The organism is Oxalicibacterium flavum, from assembly GCF_014635065.1.
In the GTDB taxonomy this organism is placed as follows: domain Bacteria; phylum Pseudomonadota; class Gammaproteobacteria; order Burkholderiales; family Burkholderiaceae_D; genus Oxalicibacterium; species Oxalicibacterium flavum.
The window spans coordinates 329,182-347,793 of record NZ_BMCG01000005.1 but is presented as its reverse complement, the minus strand read 5'-3'; the positions used below and the strand labels follow the sequence as shown (position 1 = coordinate 347,793).

Below are 18,612 nucleotides of genomic sequence, written 5' to 3'. Positions count from 1 at the left end.
GAACTCTCCGCATCGGCAATCCGTCCTGATCAACCGATCAAGGAAAGCACCCGCTGGCTCCAGCTGGTCGTTGGCGTCATCTGCATGGTGGCAACCGCCAACATCCAGTACGCATGGACCCTGTTCGTTCCTGAAATCCAGGGCACCTTCGGCTGGGCTCGCGCAGAGATCCAGATCGCCTTCACCATCTTCGTCCTGGTGCAAACCTGGCTCGCTCCGATCGAAGGCTTCTTCATCGATAAATTCGGTCCGCGCATCATGGTCGCCTTCGGCGCCATCGGTATCGGCTTTGCATGGGTGCTGAACTCGCAAGCCACCACGCTGATGGGCTTCTACGTCGGCGCAGCAGTCGGTGGTATCGGCGTCGGTTCGATCTACGCAACCTGCATCAACAACGCACTGAAGTGGTTCCCTGATCGTCGTGGTCTGGCTGTTGGCCTGACCGCCGGCGGCTACGGCATGGGTTCGGCTGCAACGATCCTCCCGATCGCTGCCATGATCAAATCCGACGGCTTCCAGGAAACCTTCTTCTTCTTCGGCATCCTGCAAGGTGGCCTGGCGTTCATCGCTGCATGGTTCCTGCGTTCGCCCAAGGCAACCGAAGTCAAATCGTCGGCCAAGCTGGAACAGAGCCGTCGCGACTACACGCTGAAGGAAGCGCTCTCGACCAAACTGTTCTGGCTGATGTTCTTCATGTTCATCATGGTCGTCACCGGCGGCATGATGGCAGTGGCACAGCTGGGCGTGATCGCACAGGATCTGGGCGTCAAGGAATTCGAAGTCGATCTGTACTTCTTCACCATGGCCGCTCTGCCGCTGGCACTGATGCTCGACCGTATCATGAACGGTATCTCGCGTCCTCTGTTCGGCTGGGTTTCGGACAACATCGGTCGTGAAAAAACCATGGTCATCGCGTTCACGCTGGAAGGCCTCGGCATCATCGCGCTCGGCTACTGGGGTCACAATCCATGGGCATTCCTGATCCTGTCGGGTGTCGTGTTCCTGGCGTGGGGTGAAGTCTATTCGCTGTTCTCGGCACTGGCAGGCGATGCCTTCGGTACCAAGCACATCGGCAAGATCTACGGCGTGCTGTACTGCGCCAAGGGTATCGGCGCACTGTTCGTCCCGGTCGGCAACCTGATGATGGAAGCGACCGGCACGTGGTCCACGGTTCTCTACACCGTCGCCTGCATGGACTTGACTGCTGCTGTACTGGCAATCGTTGCCCTGCGTCCGACGCTGGCGAAACACGTCGCCTACTCTGCAGACCTGCTGCAGAAGGAACGCGCAGCTGGCACCGCCCCTGTCGGCGCCAATGCCTGATAGACCCTGATGTAAGTTTGTTCGTCGCATTTTCGGCGGGCTTCCTCGGAAGCCCGCTTTTTTATTTGTGCGATCCGTGTTTCAATCGCGGTGCCGTCCGCGGTGACTACCTTCCCACTTCATAGACAGTCATGATCAAATCCATTCGTGCCTTTTTCGCGGACCCGGCCCGCGTCTCCAAGCTTCTTCTCGGACTCTCGATCGCCCTCGGTCTCGGCAGCGTGGTGGTATTGGCCGCCGCTTTCATCCTGCTTTGAACCGGCCGCTCCGTCCCGCGACATTGCCAGCGCCTGCCGCTCTCTCTTTGCCCGACCGCACAACTGACATGACAGGTTGGGAAAGCAGGGATTCTTCGACCGCCACAATCTCTTTTCCAAACCCGGTCTTGCCTCTAGAATGACAGCCGTCGTCGCGCCATGCGACCGACATCGTCTCCTCCGGACAAGATGAGGCATGCGTTCCCGGATTTACCTTTTTCGTAAATCGTTTCCTCGACAAATCGGTGACCCATTGACCTCTTTCTCTCGTCAGGCAGGCAACCGTAACAGGCCCGCACTCACGCGGAGCCATCTCTACCCCGTCCTGGTCTGGCCGGTCGTATTCCTGCTTCTTACCGTCACGGTATGGATCGTGGCACTGGACCGGATCGATCATATTCGGCGCGACGCCGAACAGGCCACGATCGTCCGCGCGCAATCCCTGTCCCGCGCCTATTCCGAGCAACTGGCACGCACCGTCCAGCAGATCGATTCCATGACGCTCAACATCCGCTATCTGTGGGAGAAGCATGGCAATGCGCTCGATCTGCAGGACGCGCTCAAGCACGGACTGATCCCCGCACCCAATCAGTTCTACCTCGCCGTGATCAATCGCGATGGCCTGGGCGTGGCCAATTCGGTCGGCGGTACGCCGATCGATGCGTCCGACCGCGACTATTTCGACTTCCATCAGCACAATCCTTCGATGGCCCTGCGGGTCGAGCCGCAACTGAGCATCAGCCGCCGCTCGGGCCATATCGTGATTCGCTTCACGCGGCGCATGGAAACCGCGAACGGCGCGTTCGACGGCGTCATCTCGGTCGGTGTCGAACCCTCGTTCATGGCGTCCTTCAACGACGAAGGCAACCTCAACCCGCGCGACTTCATCTCGATCCGGCACGACAATGGCGCACTGCTGGTCAGCGAGAAGGGCCGCAACATTCGCGGCAGCCAGGTGCATGTGCAGCCACCGGTATTCAACGGCGACAGCGGCGTCATGCGCATGGAAAAGGACAAGTACAAGGATCGCGACGCCCGCATCGTTGCCTGGCACCGGCTGCCGGGCTATCCGCTGGTTTCCTACGTCGGCCTGTCCGAAGCCGACATGCTCGCCGCGCAGGAAGGTCCGATCCGCGGCTACCGGCAGTTCGCGGAACTGTCGAGCATGCTGTTCCTGCTGATGGCGGCAATCGGCACCTGGTTCTCGGTTCGCATGGCAAGCCGCAAGCGGCAGGCCGACGAAATCCGCCAGACCTATCAACTGGCCATCGACGAGGCGCGCGAGGGCTTCTTCACGATGCGCGCACTTTACGGCGATGACGACGAGCTGCAGGACTTCATGATCGAAGACTGCAACAGCCGCGGCGCCTCGATGGTCGGCCACTCCAAATCCGAACTGGTCGGCCGCAAGCTGTCGGAACGACCGCTGCTGCAGGCACTGGAACTTGCGCTACCCGCCTTTCGGCACGCCATGGAGAACGGCTTCTGCGAGGACGAGTTCGAGGTCGCCGATCCGCGTCCCGGCATTCCGGCCTGGATTCACCGGCGCCTGATCCGCTCCGGCGCCGGCCTCGCCGTCACCCTGCGCGACATCACCGAAAGCCGCGAAAGCCAGGAACTGCTGATCAAATCGGCCAATACCGACGCCCTGACCGGTCTGCCCAACCGGTACTGGCTGCTCAACTCGCTGCCGACCCTGCTGCGCACGGCACGAAACCGCAATAGCGCGATGGCCGTCCTGTTCATCGACCTCGACAACTTCAAGCTCGCCAACGACCGCTTCGGCCATGCCGTCGGCGACAAGCTGCTGGGCATGGCGGCCGGCCGCCTCAAATCCGTGATCCGCACCGGCGACGAAGTGGTGCGTCTCGGCGGCGACGAGTTCACCGTCCTGCTCAACACCGTCGAACATGCGGGCGAGGTGGAAAGCGTGGCCACGCGCATCACGGAAGCGTTCGCCGAACCATTCCGGATACTCGGCCATTCCCTGGTCGTCGGCTGCTCTATCGGCATCAGCCTGTTCCCCGAGGACGGTCTCGACGCCGACACGCTGATCCAGAAGGCGGATATCGCGATGTACGCGAGCAAGGCGGACAAGAAGGGCCTGTTCCGCTTCTATAACGACGAGCTGTACCAGCGCATCCGTTCCAAGCTCGATGCGGAAGAAGAACTCGCACACGCGATCGCAAGCCGCCAGTTCGAGGTGCATTACCAACCGCGCGCAGACACCCGCAGCGGCGAAATCCGCGGCTTCGAGGCGCTAGTGCGCTGGATGCATCCGGTGCGCGGCATGATCCTGCCGTCGCATTTCATCGCCATGGCCGAATCGACCGGCAGCATCGTGGCGCTGGGCTCGCTGGTCATGCAATCGGTCTTCGAGCAACTGGCGCAGTGGCGCGATGCGGGAGAAACCCTGGTTCCGGTCTCCATCAACATCTCGCCCAGCCAGCTCGATGCCGGCGGCGTTGACCACCAGATCCAGTCGCTGCTGGAGCAATACGACATGCAGCCCGAACTGATCGAGGTGGAACTGACCGAATCGGTCATGATGAGCGAGGCAGAAAGCATCGTGGAACAGATCGCCAACATCCGCAAAATGGGCGTCAAGCTGCATCTCGACGACTTCGGCACCGGTTATTCTTCGCTGTCGCGCCTGCAGGAGATCGACATGCAGGTCATCAAGATCGACCGTGCCTTCGTCTCGCGCCTCGGCACCAGCAACCAGGCCGACGTGCTGGTCAAGACCATCGTGCTGATGGCGAAGGAACTGCACATGGAAATCATCGCGGAAGGTGTGGAGACGCCGCTGCAGCTCGACGCCCTGCGGCATCTCGAATGCAACGAGGTGCAGGGCTACCTGATCGCCAGACCGGTCAGCCCCAAGGAAGCTACCGCGCTGCTGCGCCAGCGTTTTCTGCTCGATGCATCCAAACCGGAAGCGGAACCACCTGCATGAAAAACGCCGGCAACAATGCGCACACCCTTCGTCCCGTCGTTGCTGCACCGGCAGAACTTTATCGCGACCGCGCAGGTCTATGGGCAGATCGATGCCGTTGCCGACAGCAAGAGAAAAAGAGCCGACGTGACAGCGAGACGACGCAGGCGGCAGACCGTACAATGACATGACAAACGCATCCGGCATGGCGTGCGATCCCGAGTAGCCAACCGCCGAGCTCGTCCCATCCGATAAAAGCACGACTTCATACCAGACCCGATGCCCATGACTGCACACCCTGCCGAGCCAACATCCACCGAGAGAAGAAACGCGTGAGCCTTCCTTCATGGATGCATCTGGTCGCAAGGCGATTCATGACCTATGTCGTGTTCAAGGCCATCGGCACCACCTTCGGCATCTCGTTCTTCTTCGTCGCCTACTTCTGGGTCATGGAACATCCGGCCCCCTTCGCCGAACTGCGCGTCGTGCCCATGCTGGCAATCGATCACTGGATCCCGGTTCAGGAATGGTCACTGATCCCCTATGCCTCCCTGTGGTTCTACGTCTGCATTTCGTCGGCATTGATCGACAACCGCAGGGAAATGCTCGAATACCTGGTCGGCGTCTGCATTCTCTGCGTGGCAGGCATCGGCATCTTCTGGCTGTACCCCACCACGGTGCCCGATTTCGGTGTCGACTGGCACTTGTATCCGGCGCTTGAATTCCTCAAGAATGCCGACGGCGGCGCCAATGCCCTGCCTTCCCTGCACGCCGCGTTCGCCGTATTCACCGCCGCCTTCCTCCACACCCAGCTGCGTGTCTGCAATGCGCCGGCCATACTGAAGATATCCAACATTCTCTGGGCCGCATTGATCGTCTATTCGACCATGGCGACCCGCCAGCACGTCTTTCTGGATGCGCTCGCCGGCACCGCGCTCGGCCTGCTGGCGTTCGCGCCCCTGCGCTGTATCAGTAACGCCTGCCGCCGCGCCGTGCCGGCCGGCATGCTGCCCTGATACCGGCCGGCGATTGCCGCCTTGCGTTGCCGCCCTCTTTACGGTCACAATATCCGCAAGACAGTGCCGTGCCAGCCGGTTTTTACCCTGACATCGTGCACGGCAACCCACTCTGGAACAGGAGGCGCGCATGCTTCTTCCCAATCTCTACTCCGACATCAGCTGGATGGACCACCTGACCTTCGACGTCGCCATCCTCATGGCGGTCCTGGCATCGCTGGTTTTTCTTTATGTGTATCTGGAATGCTCGGATGACGACAAATAAGCCTGTCGCACTCTGACCTGTCAGCAGGCAACAGAAAAGGGATGGCGTTCATCGTCATCCCTTTGTTTTTGCGCGCTCGATCGCACCTCTCCACCGAACCGTAGGCGCAGTACACTAGCAGCGACAACCGACTTGCGGAGGCAATGTGCGCTACTTCGATTTCACCTCGTGGCAGGGGATTCTGACGACGATCCTGGGACTCGCCGTATTCACCCTGATCGGTGTGGGTGTGCGGGTGCTGATGATGCAGACCATCCAGCAGCGCCGCGAACGCATGAACCGCCAGATCAACGAACGCCTGCGCACGCTGATCGCCGCCTACAAGACTCTTGGCGGCTCCTTTACCGGCCGGCTGACCGTCAATCCCGCCCATCTTCGCGATCTGGCACCGGAACACGAGGAGGAAGGAGAAGGTTCGGATCAGAACGAGAACGGCAGCTCCGACCGCTCGCGGCGCATCCGCGATGCAGTCGAAGCCGCCCTGGCCGACATCATCCTGCTGGGCACCGAAGAACACGTCCGCATGGCCAGCCAGGCCGCCGAAGACATGGCCGCCGGTCGCCCCATCCATACAGCTGCTTTGGTGGCATCGCTGCGCGACTTCATCCGCACCGCCCTCGATCTGGGTCCGATTCCGGACGACGTGACGATCCCATTGCAGGGACCGACACGTGTGCAAGGCAGCGGCAACCGCGGAAAGAACGAAGGCGGCAACAGGAATACGGGACGCGGCGGCGCAGGTGGCGGTGGTGGCGCCGGCATGGGAATGGGTATCGGGCTAGGTGTGGGTCGCAAGGAGAACGACAACGGCTAACGCTTCCGGCCACACCAAAAAGAAAAAGGCTTATAGCGTCGCCGCTATAAGCCTTCATTTTTGGTAGGCCTCCCCAGAGTCGAACTGGGCACCAACGGATTATGAGTCCGCTGCTCTAACCAAGCATGAGCTAGAGGCCCTTAACCTGGTCGAGCCTTAGTTCCCTTCGAGGAAGCTCTTCAACTTGTCCGAACGCGACGGATGGCGCAGCTTGCGCAGGGCCTTCGCTTCGATCTGGCGGATACGCTCGCGCGTGACGTCGAACTGCTTACCGACTTCTTCCAGCGTGTGATCGGTGGACATCTCGATACCGAAACGCATACGCAGCACCTTGGCTTCGCGCGGCGTCAGCGAATCGAGCACGTCCTTGACCACACCACGCATTGAGGCGTGCAGCGCAGCGTCCGAAGGTGCCAGCGTGTTGTTGTCCTCGATGAAGTCGCCCAGATGGGAATCGTCGTCGTCGCCGATCGGCGTTTCCATCGAGATCGGCTCCTTCGCGATCTTCATGATCTTGCGGATCTTGTCTTCCGGCATTTCCATCTTGATCGCCAGCGTGGCCGGATCCGGCTCGGCGCCGGTTTCCTGCAGAATCTGACGCGAGATGCGGTTCATCTTGTTGATCGTTTCGATCATGTGTACCGGAATACGGATCGTGCGCGCCTGGTCGGCGATCGAACGCGTGATAGCCTGACGGATCCACCACGTCGCATAGGTCGAGAACTTGAAGCCGCGGCGGTATTCGAACTTATCCACCGCCTTCATCAGGCCGATGTTGCCTTCCTGGATCAGGTCGAGGAACTGCAGACCGCGGTTCGTGTATTTCTTCGCGATCGAGATCACCAGACGCAGGTTGGCCTCGGTCATTTCGCGCTTGGCCTTGCGGGCCTTCATCTCGCCGGCGGCCATCTTCTTGTTGATGGCGCGCAGGTCGGGCAGCGGCAGCACCACGCGTGCCTGCAGGTCGATCAGCTTTTGCTGCAGTTCCTTGATGGCCGGTACGTTACGGTTGAGCACGACGCTGTATGGATGATTGCCGTCAACCTCGCCGTCAACCCAAGCCAGATTGGTTTCGTTGCCCGGGAAGACCTTGATGAAGTGGCTGCGCGGCATGCCGCTGCGGTTCACAGCCACGTCGAGAATCTGCTTCTCGATCTGGCGCACTTCATCGACCTGGCCGCGCAGCGTGTCGCACAGCTTTTCGACGACCTTGGCGGTGAAGCGGATGCTCAGCAGTTCGTTCGAAATCGTTTCCTGCGCCTTCACGTACGGCTTGGAGTTGTAGCCTTCCTTCTCGAAGGCCTTGCGCATCTTGTCGAACTGGGCGGCGATGTCGGCGAACTTGGCGAGCGAATCGCGCTTCAACTGCTCAAGCTGCTCGCTCGAGAAGCCGGCCGCGCCACCGCCGGAATTGGTTTCCTCTTCTTCCTCTTCTTCCTCTTCGTCACTTTCCTCTTCATCGTCGTCGGACGATGCGGCAGACGCGGGCGCAGCCGTTGCCGGCTGTTCTTCGGTCGCATTCGGGTCGACCAGGCCGTCAACGATCTCGTCGATCTTGATCTCGTCGTTGGCGATGCGGTCGGCCGCCTGCAGGATTTCGGCGATGGTCGTCGGGCAGGCAGAGATCGCCTGGATCATGTCGCGCAGGCCGTCCTCGATGCGCTTGGCAATATCGATCTCGCCTTCGCGCGTCAGCAGTTCGACCGAACCCATCTCGCGCATGTACATGCGTACCGGATCGGTGGTGCGGCCGAAGTCGGAATCGACAGTCGACAGTGCGGCCTCGGCAGCAGCCTCGGCTTCGTCGTCGCTGGTGTCGGAGGCAACGTTGTCGGACAGCAGCAGCGTCTCGGCGTCGGGCGCCTGTTCATAGACGGCGATGCCCATGTCGTTGAAGGTGCCGATGATGCCTTCGATCGCTTCCGGATCGATGATGTTTTCCGGCAGGTGATCGTTGATCTCGGCGTAGGTCAGGAAGCCGCGCTCCTTGCCGAGCTTGATCAGGGTCTTGAGCTTCTGGCGACGCGCTTCGAGCTCTTCCTCGCTGGCCTCGCTGTCGGCCGACAGCGCGTCCTTGAGCAAGGCCTTTTCCTTGGCCTTGCGATCCTTGGCGCGTGCCTTGTCGGCAGCCTTCAGTTCGGCGCGCTCAACGGCGTTCAGCGCCGCGACTTCATCGCTCTCGGGCTGGAATTCCTTGGGCTTGCGGCCACGGCGGCCCGGTACCTTGACCGACGGCAGGATGTAGCCGGAAGTATCGATAGCGGCCAGTACGGCGGCGTCGGTGGTCTGGCTGACGACCGGCGCACTCGCGGTTGCGCGCGGTTCGACCTTGGCAGACTTGGGCTTGGACGTGGGTTTGACTTCGGGTTTCTTGTTTGTCACGGCTACTTTCGATGGCTTGGCTGCTGGCTTCGCAGCAACGTTGGCTGTCCTGGAGACGACGGTCCTGGCGGCCGGAGCAGCGCTCCTGCTCGCGGTCTTGGTGGCCGGCGTTGCTGCTTTTGTACTGGGCACTGTCGTCCTTGCCTTGCCTGCCGGCTTGGCGACGACGGTTTTCTTTTCAACTGGTTTGCTCGATTTGGCGGCGGCCGTCTTGGCCTTGCCTGCGGTCGCAGCCGGGGTTTTCGCGGGTTTCTTCATTGCGTTTGCCATTGGATCACTGCCAAGTGGTTATGCCCGTGAATCGAAAAAAGCGCCATTCAGCGAGCAGATTTGCGCATGTCACTTCGGCTTTACGCCCGCGCAAGTTCGTTGATTTCCCCTTCCGAGTTCTTCCGCCTGCCGACAACGCAAGGCGTTGAATCGAAAGCCTTTCATTATAACATATGAGGGCAACTTTCCCCTCGGCACAAGCCTCCGCGCCGCTCTAAAACTAGTCGCGACGGCCGGTTTCTGCCTGCGCCTGTCGCCGAAGCTGGTCCTGCTGCATCATGAGTTCGCGTATGCGATTCTTGGCCGCTTCGTCGGCCACCCCACCTGCAATCTGCTCGAGCTCGCCCTTGATTGCCTGCAATCTTGCCTGACGGATCGCGCCCAGCAATTCCAGCCGCACCACCTCGGCGTCGGACTCGGTATCGGCCGCGATCTCGGCGATCAGCGGATCGAAATCCGAACTGATTTCCCGCAGCGATTCCGCCAGCACGGCGAAGTTGGCATTGACGCCCATTTCACGGCAGATCGTGAGCAATTGGACGAACATGTCCGCATGTTCCGATGCCAGACGCATCACAGCCGCCTGCGCCGGCTCGTCGAACTCGGCCGCCAGTACCGGATGCGCAACCAGCAAACGCATGATCTGGCGTTCCAGCCCCATCGGCGCGGCGCGGCGTGCACGCGGCGGCGCCTTGCGCCCCTGCGCCACCGGCTGCGCGAGTTCGAACAAACCTTCGATCTCGGCCGGCGTGCTGCCCGTGACCTGCGCCAGGCCACGCACGATCTGCAAGCGCAGCGCCGACGCCGGCAACGCCTGCAGCATGGGCTTGGCGTCGAACTGCGCGCGCGCCCGGCCTTCTGGCGTATGCAGGTCGTTGTCGCCGACGGCTTCCTTCAGCAGGAACTGCGACAGCGGCATCGCATCCTGCACCTGCTGCGCGAACGCCTCGGAGCCATATTCGCGCACGAAGCTGTCGGGATCGTGCTCGCTCGGCAGGAACAGGAACTTGATCGTCTTGTTGTCGCCCGCATAGGGCAGGCTCGCTTCCAGTGCGCGCCGCGCGGCACGCCGGCCGGCACCGTCGCCGTCGAAGCTGAACACCACCTGGTCGGTCTGGCGCAGCAGCTTCTGCACGTGGATAGTCGTGCAGGCCGTGCCCAGCGTGGCGACCGCCTGCGGAAAACCGAGCTGCGCCAGCGCCACCACGTCCATGTAGCCTTCCGTCACCAGCACGTAGCCGGCCTCGCGGATCGCCTGACGCGCCTCGAACAGACCGTAGAGCTCGCTGCCCTTCTGAAATAGTGGCGTCTCGGGTGAATTCAAGTATTTGGGCTCGCCCTTGTCGAGCACGCGCCCGCCGAAGCCGATGACCTGGCCCTTGGTGTTCCGGATCGGGAACATGATGCGGTCGCGGAAGCGGTCGTAGCGCTTGTGGCGCGCATCGTCTTCCTCGGCGCGGTCGATGACCAGCCCCGATTCGACCAGCGCGCCATCCTCGTAATCGGGGAACACCGACTTCAGGCCATCCCAGCCGTCCGGCGCATAACCGAGTCCGTAGCGCGCGGCGATCTCGCCGGTCAGGCCGCGGCCGATCAGGTATTGCTTGGCGCGCTCGGCCTGCCGCAGTTCGCGGCGGTAGTAGTCGCAGGCGCGCGTCAGCGCTTCCGACAATGCAAGACTCTTTGCCTGCTGCTCGGCGCGCTGCGCCGGCGGCAGGCGGTCGTCGTTGTCGGGCACCGTCATGCCTACGCCCTGCGCGAGGTCCTTGACCGCCTCGACGAAACCCAGGCCCGAATATTCGATCAGGAAACCGATCGCCGTGCCGTGCGCGCCGCAGCCGAAGCAGTGGTAGAACTGCTTGGTCGGGCTGACCGTGAAACTCGGGGATTTCTCGTTGTGGAAGGGGCACAACCCCATGTAGTTGGCGCCGCCCTTCTTCAACTGCACGTAGCGGCCCACCACATCGACGATATCGACGCGGTTGAGCAGATCCTGGATGAAGGACTGCGGGATCACGCTGAATCAGCGAGGCAAGGGAGGATCGGCACGCCGATCAGGCCTTGGTCAATGCTGCCTTGACCAGTCCGGACACCACCGTCATGTCGGCACGGCCGGCGAGCTTGCCCTTCAGGATGCCCATCACCTTGCCCATGTCCTGCGGACCGGCGGCACCGGTGGCAACCACGGCGGCGCTTACCTCGGCCTGCACTTCCTCGTCCGAGGCGGCGGCCGGCATGTAGGCGGCCAGCACGTCGAGTTCGGCCTTTTCGATTTCGACCAGGTCCTGACGGCCACCGGCTTCGAACTGCGCGATCGAGTCCTTGCGCTGCTTGATCATTTTTTCGACGATGGCCTGCACCTGGGCATCGTCGAGCACCACGCGCTCATCGACCTCCTTCTGCTTGATGGCCGCCGTGATCAGGCGGATCGCACCGAGCTTGCCTGCATCCTTGGCGCGCATGGCGGCTTTCATGTCTTCGGTGATCTGTTCCTTGAGACCCATGTCAAACCCCATTTGATAAATTGATCGTTAAAACGCTGATCGTCAAAAACGCCAAAACCCGCTGCGGACCAACACCGGAGCGGGTTTGCAACCGATTTCTCGCACTGCACGCATCAGGCGCGCAGTCTGCGGGGAATCAGTACAGTTTCTTGGGCAACTGCTGGCTGCGGATGCGCTTGTAGTGGCGCTTCACGGCGGCGGCCAGCTTGCGTTTGCGTTCGGCAGTCGGCTTCTCGTAGAACTCGCGCGCACGCAGGTCGGTCAGCAGACCGGTTTTTTCGATGGTGCGCTTGAAGCGACGCATGGCGACTTCGAACGGCTCGTTTTCTTTAACGCGGATAGTGGTCATGTGTAAGCTAACAAAGCAATGTTGGGGATAGTGAGCCGGCGAGTATAGCAGCCCTGCGCCGAAAATGGAAGCCGTCTTTCCGGCCGGCCGTTCCGCATCCGCCACACGGATTACAAAATCACAACTTTTTCATCATTCGCCGTGGATCTGCATGCTCATCTCCGCATCCCAGAACGCCGCCTCGATCTTGTGCCCTTCCGGATCGCGCACGAAGCAGCCGTAATACGGTTCGCCATAGGCCGGACGCGGGCCGGGCGGGCCGTCGCAGGTGGCGCCGGCGGCAATCGCCGCATCGTAAAAGGCATGCACCTGCTCCCTGTCCTGCGCGAAGAAACCGAGGTGAAAGCCGTTGCCGACCGATGCCGGATTGCCGTCGTGCGGCTCCTGCACCCAGAATTCCGGATATTGCCGGCCATAGGCCACCGCACCCGGATGTTCCAGCACGGCAGCGATGCCCAGCGCCGGCAGCACCGCGTCGTAGAACGCGCGCGCCTTGTCGAACTGGTTGGTGCCGATCGACACGTGGGAAAGGATGCTCGGATTCTGCTCGCTCATGACGACTCCACAAGAGGGAAAACCGCCAATCTATCATGCACGCGGCAGCGGTCCCGCTAGACCGCCTGCCCGGCCGCCACGCCCGACGCCCATGCCCACTGGAAGTTGTAGCCGCCAAGCCAGCCCGTGACGTCGATCGCCTCGCCGACAAAATACAATCCCGGCACCCGGTTCGCCATCATGGTCTGCTGCGACAGTTCGCGCGTATCAACGCCGCCCAGCGTGACCTCTGCCTTCTTGTAACCCTCGGTGCCGGCCGGCACGATATGCCAACGGTTCAGCGATTCGCCGAGCCGGCGCAGCGTCTTGTCCGGCATGTCGGCCGTGCGCGCCGCGCCATCCATGCCCAGCGTATGCAGCCATTCGTCGGCCAGCCGCGACGGCAGCCACTGCGCGATCTGATTGCCCAGGCTCTTTTTGACGCTGCCCTTGTCGGCGATCAATGTCTCGGCCACATCGACCTCGGGCAGCAGGTTGATCGTCAGCGGCGTGCCAGGCTGCCAGTAGCTCGATATCTGCAGGATCGCCGGTCCCGACAGGCCGCGATGCGTGAACAACAGGTCTTCGCGAAACCAGCCGCGCGTTTTCTTCTGTCCGGTTTCCAATTCCACCGGCAGCGCGACGCCGGCCAGTGGCACGAACGGCTGCCAGGCATTGCCGTCGAAGGTCAGCGGCACCAGCGCCGGACGCGGCGCGACGATCTTCAGGTCGAACTGCTTTGCCACGCGATAGGCGAAATCGGTAGCGCCGATCTTGGGAATCGACAGCCCGCCGGTCGCGATCACCAGACTCTGCGCCAGAATGTCGCCGCCATCGGTCGCGATGCGGAAGCGCTCGCCTTCCCTTGCAATCGACTTCACGCCGCACGGCATGCGCCACTGCACATTACCGAGATCGCACTCGGCTTTCAGCATGGCGATGATATCCTCGGCCGACTCGTCGCAGAACAGTTGTCCCTTGTGCTTCTCGTGCCAGCCGATGCGATACCGTTTGACCAGCGACAGGAAGTCCTGCGGCGTATAGCGCGACAGCGCGCTCTTGCAGAAATGCGGGTTCTGCGACAGGAAGTTCTGCGGCGTCGCATCGCGGTTGGTGAAGTTGCAGCGGCCGCCGCCGGAAATGCGGATCTTCTCCGCCAGCCGCGTCGCGTGGTCGATCAGCACGACCTTGCGTCCACGCTGGCCGGCGACCGATGCGCACATCATGCCGGCCGCACCGGCGCCGATCACGGCGACCTCAAACTCGGTTGTCATGGCTTGCCAGGAAATGGGTGAAGCCGTGATTGTAAGGGGTGCCGCTTTCCGGAAAGGAAAAGAATCAGGCCGACAGACGGGCCGTTTCAGCCTGCTCCACGCCCCGCACCACATCCGCACACCGCACCACATCCCCAATCACGATGATCGCCGGACTGCCGATGCCGGATTCGGCCAGCGCCTGCGGCAACGCTGCCAGCGTGGTGATCAGTTGCGCCTGCCGCGCGCCGGTGGCCGACTGCACCACCGCCACCGGCGTGTCGCCGGACTTGCCGCCGGCCAGCAGCGCGGACTGGATTTCGCTGCAGCGTGCCACGCCCATATAGACCACCAGCGTCAGGTTCAGCTTCGCCAGCGTGTGCCAGTCGGGATTGGCGTCCGGCGTCTTGCCGTGGCCGGTGATGAATACAGCGCCCTGGCTCCACGAGCGATGCGTGAGCGGCACGCCGATGGAAGCCGGCGCCGCGAGGCCGCTGCTGATGCCGTTGACGACCTCGACCGCAATGCCTGCCGCCTGCAAATGCTCGCGCTCCTCGCCGCCACGGCCGAAGATGAACGGGTCGCCGCCCTTGAGGCGCACCACGCAGTGCCCAGCCTGCGCCTCGGACAGCATCAGGCGTTCGATGAATTCCTGCGGCGTCTGCACGCAGCCGCCGCGCTTGCCGACATTGACCACACGCACACCGGCGCGCGCATGCTCGAGTACCGCCGGATTGACCAGATCGTCGATCAAGACGACATCGGCCGCCGCGATCGCCTTGACCGCTTTCAAGGTCAACAACTCCGGATCGCCGGGACCGGCACCGACCAGAAAAACCTTACCCTGCTGCTTCATGATGCACACCCGATTGTTTGCTTTTGAGACGTCTGGATACATGCAAGCAGTGTTCCACCTGCTCGACGATGGCGGCCGGCACCGGCTGTTCGCCGCGCAGCGCGGCGGCTATCCATTTGGCGGTGATCGCGGCATCGCGCTCGGCCGGCATGGGCGGCAATGCATCCGTCGGCTCCTGCTTCTGCACCAGGACCGTGCATTCGCCATCGTGTATCCAGGTGATCTGCTGTGCGCGCTTGGCGTTAGCGACGGTTTCGCCTTCGGTGCCGCGCATCAGGAACACGTCGCCGCGCGCAGCGGGCGCGGCGGTCGAGAAATAGGTGGTCAGCATCTGCAGGTAATCGGGATGCGTGTAGGACGTCAGCCGCAAGGCCGGTTGTGCGAACGGCTGCATGATCTTGACCAGCGTGTGCGTGGAATTGCGCACGCCGAGGATGCGTCGCATCGCCAGCAGGCGTGCCATGCGCGGCGCCAGCGATTCGATCGGCATCAGCACCGGTGCGCGGCACGCGAACTGCGCGGTGGCCTGCGACGCATCGTGCACGAGCGGATGGCCGAGCGCCTGCAGGATCTCGACCGAGGTCACGCGCCCCGGATCGCCGGTCACGCCGTGGATCAGCACTGGCGCACCGGCTCGGGCCAGCAACAGCGCGAGCAGCGGCAGCAGGTTTGGTAACTGGCGCGCGCCGTTGTAGCTCGGGATCACGATGGGCGCGTAGTCGCCGTCGGGCGCGGTCAGCGGCGTGAACGAGGCTTCGGCTGCCTCGATGAAGCCGGCGATCTCGTCCACCGATTCGCCCTTGATACGCAGCGCGAGCAGGATGCCGCCCATTTCCAGGTCGGAGACGCGGCCGTCGAGCATGGCGGCATACAGCAGGCCTGCATCCTCGCGCGACAGGCTGCGCGCACCCTTGATGCCGCGCCCGATTTCCTTGATGAAACGAGCCGCAGCCAGCGGTTCCTTGTGCTCGGGCTTGTGTTCGATAGTCATGTGCCGATGATAGTCCGAACCGTGCGGCACGACAGGCGCACACCTCATGCCGCGCGCGCCTGCGGCTGCCGCGCCAGCACGATCTTCTTGAGCTCGGGCACGCAGGAGCCGCAGTTGGTGCCGCACTTGAGGCGCGTCTGCAGTTGCGCGAGCATGGCATCGGGCGCGCCGCCCATCTCGGCCAGCGCCTCGTCGATTTCGGTTTCCGCCACGTTGAAGCAGTTGCAGACGATGCGGCCGCGCGACTTGAACGCCTGCGGCGGCTGTGCGGAAGGCATCAGCAGCAGGCGGCCGAGCGCCGCGACCGGCTGTTCGCTTTCGAGGTATTCCTTGAGCCAGCGTTCGGCCGAGGCATCGCCGGCCAGCGCCACCGCCTGCAGCCTGCCGTCCTCGAGCAGGATGTGGCGCGCGTTGCCGCGGCGGCGGTCGTCGTAGCGCAGCACCTGCGGTCCGGCGATGCCGAAACGCTCCTCGATGCGCGCCACCAGTTGCGCATCGGCCGCCTCGTCGTCGGCCGCGCGGAACAGCACGCCGACGCGATCGCGTCCGAACAGCGTGCACGAGGCGTAGGCGAACTCGCGCATGAAAGGCCGCAGCGATGCCTGCAACGCGAGCAGTTGCGATTCCTCGACCCAGCCAAAGACCACGAAGCGCCACGGCAGCTCGGCCTTCAAAATCTTGACCGCCGCGTGCTTGAGCTCGGGCTGTTTGGACACCGGATCGAACACCGGCGAAGTCAGCGCATTGACGCCATGCGAACCCTTGCCTTCGTGGCCGCGGCCCGACACGTATTCCTCGCCCCAGTGCATGCCGATGAAAGCCTGCCCGGTGCGCATGTCGTCGCCAATCGCCACCGGCAGGATCTGCGAACCGTGCTTGCTCGTCACGTGCACCAGATCGCCCTCCTTCAGCAGCCGCCGTTCGACATCGGTCTGCGCCATCACGAGCGCCGGTTCGGATGCATGCGAGAACAGTTGCGCGACCGTACCGGTACGGCTCATGCCGTGCCACTGGTCGCGCAGGCGGCCGGTCGTCAGGTGGAACGGGAAACGCGCATCGACGCGCTCGGCCACCGGCTGGTAACGCGTGTTGACGAAGCGTGCGCGACCGCTGGCGGTCGGGAAGATGCCGTCCTCGTACAGGCGCTTGCGGCCGCCGGCGGCGCCCTGCGGAAACGGCCATTGCTGCGGGCCCTGCGATTCCAGGATCGCGTACGACAGGCCGGTGATGTCGAGATCGCGGCCGCGCGTCGATTCGCGGTGCTCGTTCCAGACCTGCTCGGTCGTTTCGTAGGGAAACAACGTGGATGCATGGTTGACTTCACTTGCCAGCTTTTCTTCGAGGCGGCGCGCGAAGTCGATCGCGATCTGCCAGTCATGCCGCGTCTGCGCGGGCTGCGGCACGGCGGCGCGCACGCGCGTGATGCGGCGCTCGGAATTGGTGACCGTGCCTTCCTTCTCGCTCCAGGTCGTGGCCGGCAGCAGCACGTCGGCATAGTCGCAGGTCGCGGTGGTGCGGTAGGCATCCTGCACCACGACCAGTTCCGCGCGTTCCAGCGCTTCGCGGATCAGCTTCTGCTCGGGCATCGACTGCGCGGGATTGGTGCAGACGATCCAGATCAATTTGATCTCGCCGGTCCGCACGGCCTCGAACATCTCGACCGCGCTCTTGCCAGGTCTGGCCGGCACGTCAGCCACGCCCCACAGCGCGGCGATCTCGGCGCGATGCTGCGGATTGTCGAGGTCGCGATGCGCCGACAGCATGGTGGCGAGTCCGCCGACCTCGCGTCCCCCCATTGCATTCGGCTGGCCGGTCAGCGAGAACGGGCCGGCGCCCGGCTTGCCGATCTGGTGCGTCGCCAGATGCAGGTTGATGAGCGCCGCGTTCTTGGCAGTGCCGGCGGCCGACTGGTTGAGTCCCTGGCAGTACATCGACAGCGAGGCCTGCGACGCGCCGAACCAGCGCGCCGCCTGGATCAGGTCTTCCTCGCGAATGCCGCAGGTCTCGGCCACGAACTTCGGCGTGTAGTCGCGCACGGTGGCCTTGAGTTCGGCAAAGCCTTCTGTGTGCGCGTCGATGTATGCCTGATCGATCAGGTCTTCCCACAGGCAGATGTGCAGCATGCCGTTGAACAGCGCGACGTCGGTGCCCGGCAGGATCGGCAGGAACAGGTCGGCCTCGCGCGCGGTGTCAGTGCGGCGCGGATCGGCGACGATGATTTTCAGGTCCGGGTTGGCCTTGCGCGCATCCTCGATGCGGCGATAGACGATCGGATGCGCGTAGGCGGTGTTGGAACCGACGATGAAGATCACCTCGGCATGGTCGATGTCCTCGTAGCACGGCGGCGGCGCATCCGCGCCCAGCGTCTGCTTGTAGCCGGCCACCGCGCTCGACATGCACAGGCGCGAATTGGTATCGACGTTGTTGGTACCGATCAGCCCCTTGGCGAGCTTGTTGAAGACGTAGTAGTCCTCGGTCAGCAACTGGCCCGACAGATAGAAGCCCACGCTGTCCGGCCCGTGCTCGCGGATGGTCGAGGCGAAGCGGCTGGCGAGATAGTCGAGCGTAATGTCCCACTCGGCGCGTTCGCGCGCATCCCCGCGCGCCAGCCGCAGTTCCGGGTACAGCGCGCGCGCCTGTTCCTGCAGCGCCGGGCGTGCCGTCAGGTGCAGCGTGCTGCCCTTGGTGCAGAGCCGGCCGAAATTGGCCGGATGCGCGGGATCGCCGCGCACGCCGACCACGCGGCCGGCCTCGGTCTGCACCAGCACGCCGCAGCCCACTCCGCAGTAGCAGCAGGTCGCGCGCGTTTCGTTCGGCTTCAGGCCGTCCACATTCTTCTCCGGCAAAACAACGGTCATCGCCA

General features: G+C 63.0%; 15 protein-coding genes and 1 tRNA gene. 6 read left to right on the top strand and 10 right to left on the bottom strand.

Annotated elements, in window-relative coordinates:
- Positions 1-18: 18 nt before the first annotated feature.
- The 6 genes from oxlT (at position 19) to IEV38_RS13755 (ending at position 6,610) form a co-directional block, all read left to right on the top strand.
- Positions 19-1,323 (top strand): oxalate/formate MFS antiporter, encoded by a 1,305-nt coding sequence (gene oxlT / locus IEV38_RS13770; protein WP_229729057.1) that lies wholly within the window; start codon positions 19-21, stop codon positions 1,321-1,323.
- A 131-nt stretch (positions 1,324-1,454) separates the two neighbouring features.
- Complete coding sequence (locus IEV38_RS15420) at positions 1,455-1,580, top strand: hypothetical protein (protein ID WP_268234734.1); 126 nt, start codon at positions 1,455-1,457, stop codon at positions 1,578-1,580.
- 373 nt (positions 1,581-1,953) lie between these two features.
- Complete coding sequence (locus tag IEV38_RS13765; RefSeq protein WP_188397010.1) at positions 1,954-4,536, top strand: bifunctional diguanylate cyclase/phosphodiesterase; 2,583 nt, start codon at positions 1,954-1,956, stop codon at positions 4,534-4,536.
- A gap of 353 nt (positions 4,537-4,889) precedes the next feature.
- Positions 4,890-5,531 (top strand): phosphatase PAP2 family protein, encoded by a 642-nt coding sequence (locus IEV38_RS13760; protein WP_188397008.1) that lies wholly within the window; start codon positions 4,890-4,892, stop codon positions 5,529-5,531.
- 130 nt (positions 5,532-5,661) lie between these two features.
- Positions 5,662-5,796, top strand: coding sequence for a hypothetical protein (locus IEV38_RS15415; protein WP_268234733.1), 135 nt, complete (start codon positions 5,662-5,664; stop codon positions 5,794-5,796).
- A 145-nt stretch (positions 5,797-5,941) separates the two neighbouring features.
- On the top strand, positions 5,942-6,610 hold the full coding sequence (locus IEV38_RS13755) for a hypothetical protein (protein WP_188397006.1): 669 nt from the start codon (positions 5,942-5,944) through the stop codon (positions 6,608-6,610).
- 61 nt (positions 6,611-6,671) lie between these two features.
- Here the strand turns inward: IEV38_RS13755 and IEV38_RS13750 are convergent.
- From IEV38_RS13750 to IEV38_RS13700, 10 genes are all read right to left on the bottom strand, one after another.
- A tRNA-Ile gene (locus IEV38_RS13750) sits at positions 6,672-6,750 on the bottom strand.
- Between the two features lie 16 nt (positions 6,751-6,766).
- A complete protein-coding gene (gene rpoD, locus IEV38_RS13745) occupies positions 6,767-9,262 on the bottom strand; it encodes an RNA polymerase sigma factor RpoD (RefSeq protein ID WP_371869889.1) in 2,496 nt (831 codons plus the stop codon).
- A gap of 220 nt (positions 9,263-9,482) precedes the next feature.
- Positions 9,483-11,279 (bottom strand): DNA primase, encoded by a 1,797-nt coding sequence (gene dnaG, locus IEV38_RS13735; protein WP_188397000.1) that lies wholly within the window; start codon positions 11,277-11,279, stop codon positions 9,483-9,485.
- A gap of 37 nt (positions 11,280-11,316) precedes the next feature.
- Positions 11,317-11,766: a GatB/YqeY domain-containing protein gene (locus IEV38_RS13730; RefSeq protein WP_188396997.1), complete on the bottom strand. Its 450-nt coding sequence runs from the start codon at positions 11,764-11,766 to the stop codon at positions 11,317-11,319.
- A 136-nt stretch (positions 11,767-11,902) separates the two neighbouring features.
- On the bottom strand, positions 11,903-12,115 hold the full coding sequence (rpsU, locus tag IEV38_RS13725) for a 30S ribosomal protein S21 (RefSeq protein WP_188382143.1): 213 nt from the start codon (positions 12,113-12,115) through the stop codon (positions 11,903-11,905).
- Between the two features lie 132 nt (positions 12,116-12,247).
- On the bottom strand, positions 12,248-12,670 hold the full coding sequence (locus IEV38_RS13720) for a VOC family protein (protein WP_188396996.1): 423 nt from the start codon (positions 12,668-12,670) through the stop codon (positions 12,248-12,250).
- 56 nt (positions 12,671-12,726) lie between these two features.
- Positions 12,727-13,923 carry a BaiN/RdsA family NAD(P)/FAD-dependent oxidoreductase gene (locus IEV38_RS13715; protein WP_188396994.1) on the bottom strand — a complete coding sequence of 399 codons (1,197 nt, stop codon included), beginning with the start codon at positions 13,921-13,923 and terminating at the stop codon, positions 12,727-12,729.
- A gap of 64 nt (positions 13,924-13,987) precedes the next feature.
- Positions 13,988-14,758, bottom strand: a complete 771-nt coding sequence (gene cobA / locus IEV38_RS13710) for a uroporphyrinogen-III C-methyltransferase (protein ID WP_188396991.1) — start codon at positions 14,756-14,758, stop codon at positions 13,988-13,990.
- A complete protein-coding gene (ybiB, locus tag IEV38_RS13705) occupies positions 14,742-15,749 on the bottom strand; it encodes a DNA-binding protein YbiB (RefSeq protein ID WP_188396989.1) in 1,008 nt (335 codons plus the stop codon). Before ybiB ends, cobA begins: the two co-directional genes overlap by 17 nt.
- Before the next feature lie 44 nt (positions 15,750-15,793).
- The gene (locus IEV38_RS13700) at positions 15,794-18,607 is read right to left on the bottom strand and encodes a nitrate reductase (RefSeq protein WP_188396987.1); all 2,814 of its coding nucleotides are present in this window, start codon (positions 18,605-18,607) and stop codon (positions 15,794-15,796) included.
- Between the last annotated feature and the right edge of the window lie 5 nt (positions 18,608-18,612).

Excerpts from the sequence above, each read along its gene's own strand:
- IEV38_RS15415 (WP_268234733.1), top strand. The coding sequence starts at position 5,662 with ATGCTTCTTCCCAATCTCTACTCCGACATCAGCTGGATGGACCACCTG.
- IEV38_RS13700 (WP_188396987.1), bottom strand. The coding sequence starts at position 18,607 with ATGACCGTTGTTTTGCCGGAGAAGAATGTGGACGGCCTGAAGCCGAAC.
- IEV38_RS13760 (WP_188397008.1), top strand. The coding sequence starts at position 4,890 with ATGACCTATGTCGTGTTCAAGGCCATCGGCACCACCTTCGGCATCTCG.
- cobA (WP_188396991.1), bottom strand. The coding sequence starts at position 14,758 with ATGAAGCAGCAGGGTAAGGTTTTTCTGGTCGGTGCCGGTCCCGGCGAT.
- IEV38_RS15420 (WP_268234734.1), top strand. The coding sequence starts at position 1,455 with ATGATCAAATCCATTCGTGCCTTTTTCGCGGACCCGGCCCGCGTCTCC.
- ybiB (WP_188396989.1), bottom strand. The coding sequence starts at position 15,749 with ATGACTATCGAACACAAGCCCGAGCACAAGGAACCGCTGGCTGCGGCT.
- IEV38_RS13730 (WP_188396997.1), bottom strand. The coding sequence starts at position 11,766 with ATGGGTCTCAAGGAACAGATCACCGAAGACATGAAAGCCGCCATGCGC.
- rpoD (WP_371869889.1), bottom strand. The coding sequence starts at position 9,262 with ATGGCAAACGCAATGAAGAAACCCGCGAAAACCCCGGCTGCGACCGCA.
- IEV38_RS13720 (WP_188396996.1), bottom strand. The coding sequence starts at position 12,670 with ATGAGCGAGCAGAATCCGAGCATCCTTTCCCACGTGTCGATCGGCACC.
- IEV38_RS13715 (WP_188396994.1), bottom strand. The coding sequence starts at position 13,923 with ATGACAACCGAGTTTGAGGTCGCCGTGATCGGCGCCGGTGCGGCCGGC.
- rpsU (WP_188382143.1), bottom strand. The coding sequence starts at position 12,115 with ATGACCACTATCCGCGTTAAAGAAAACGAGCCGTTCGAAGTCGCCATG.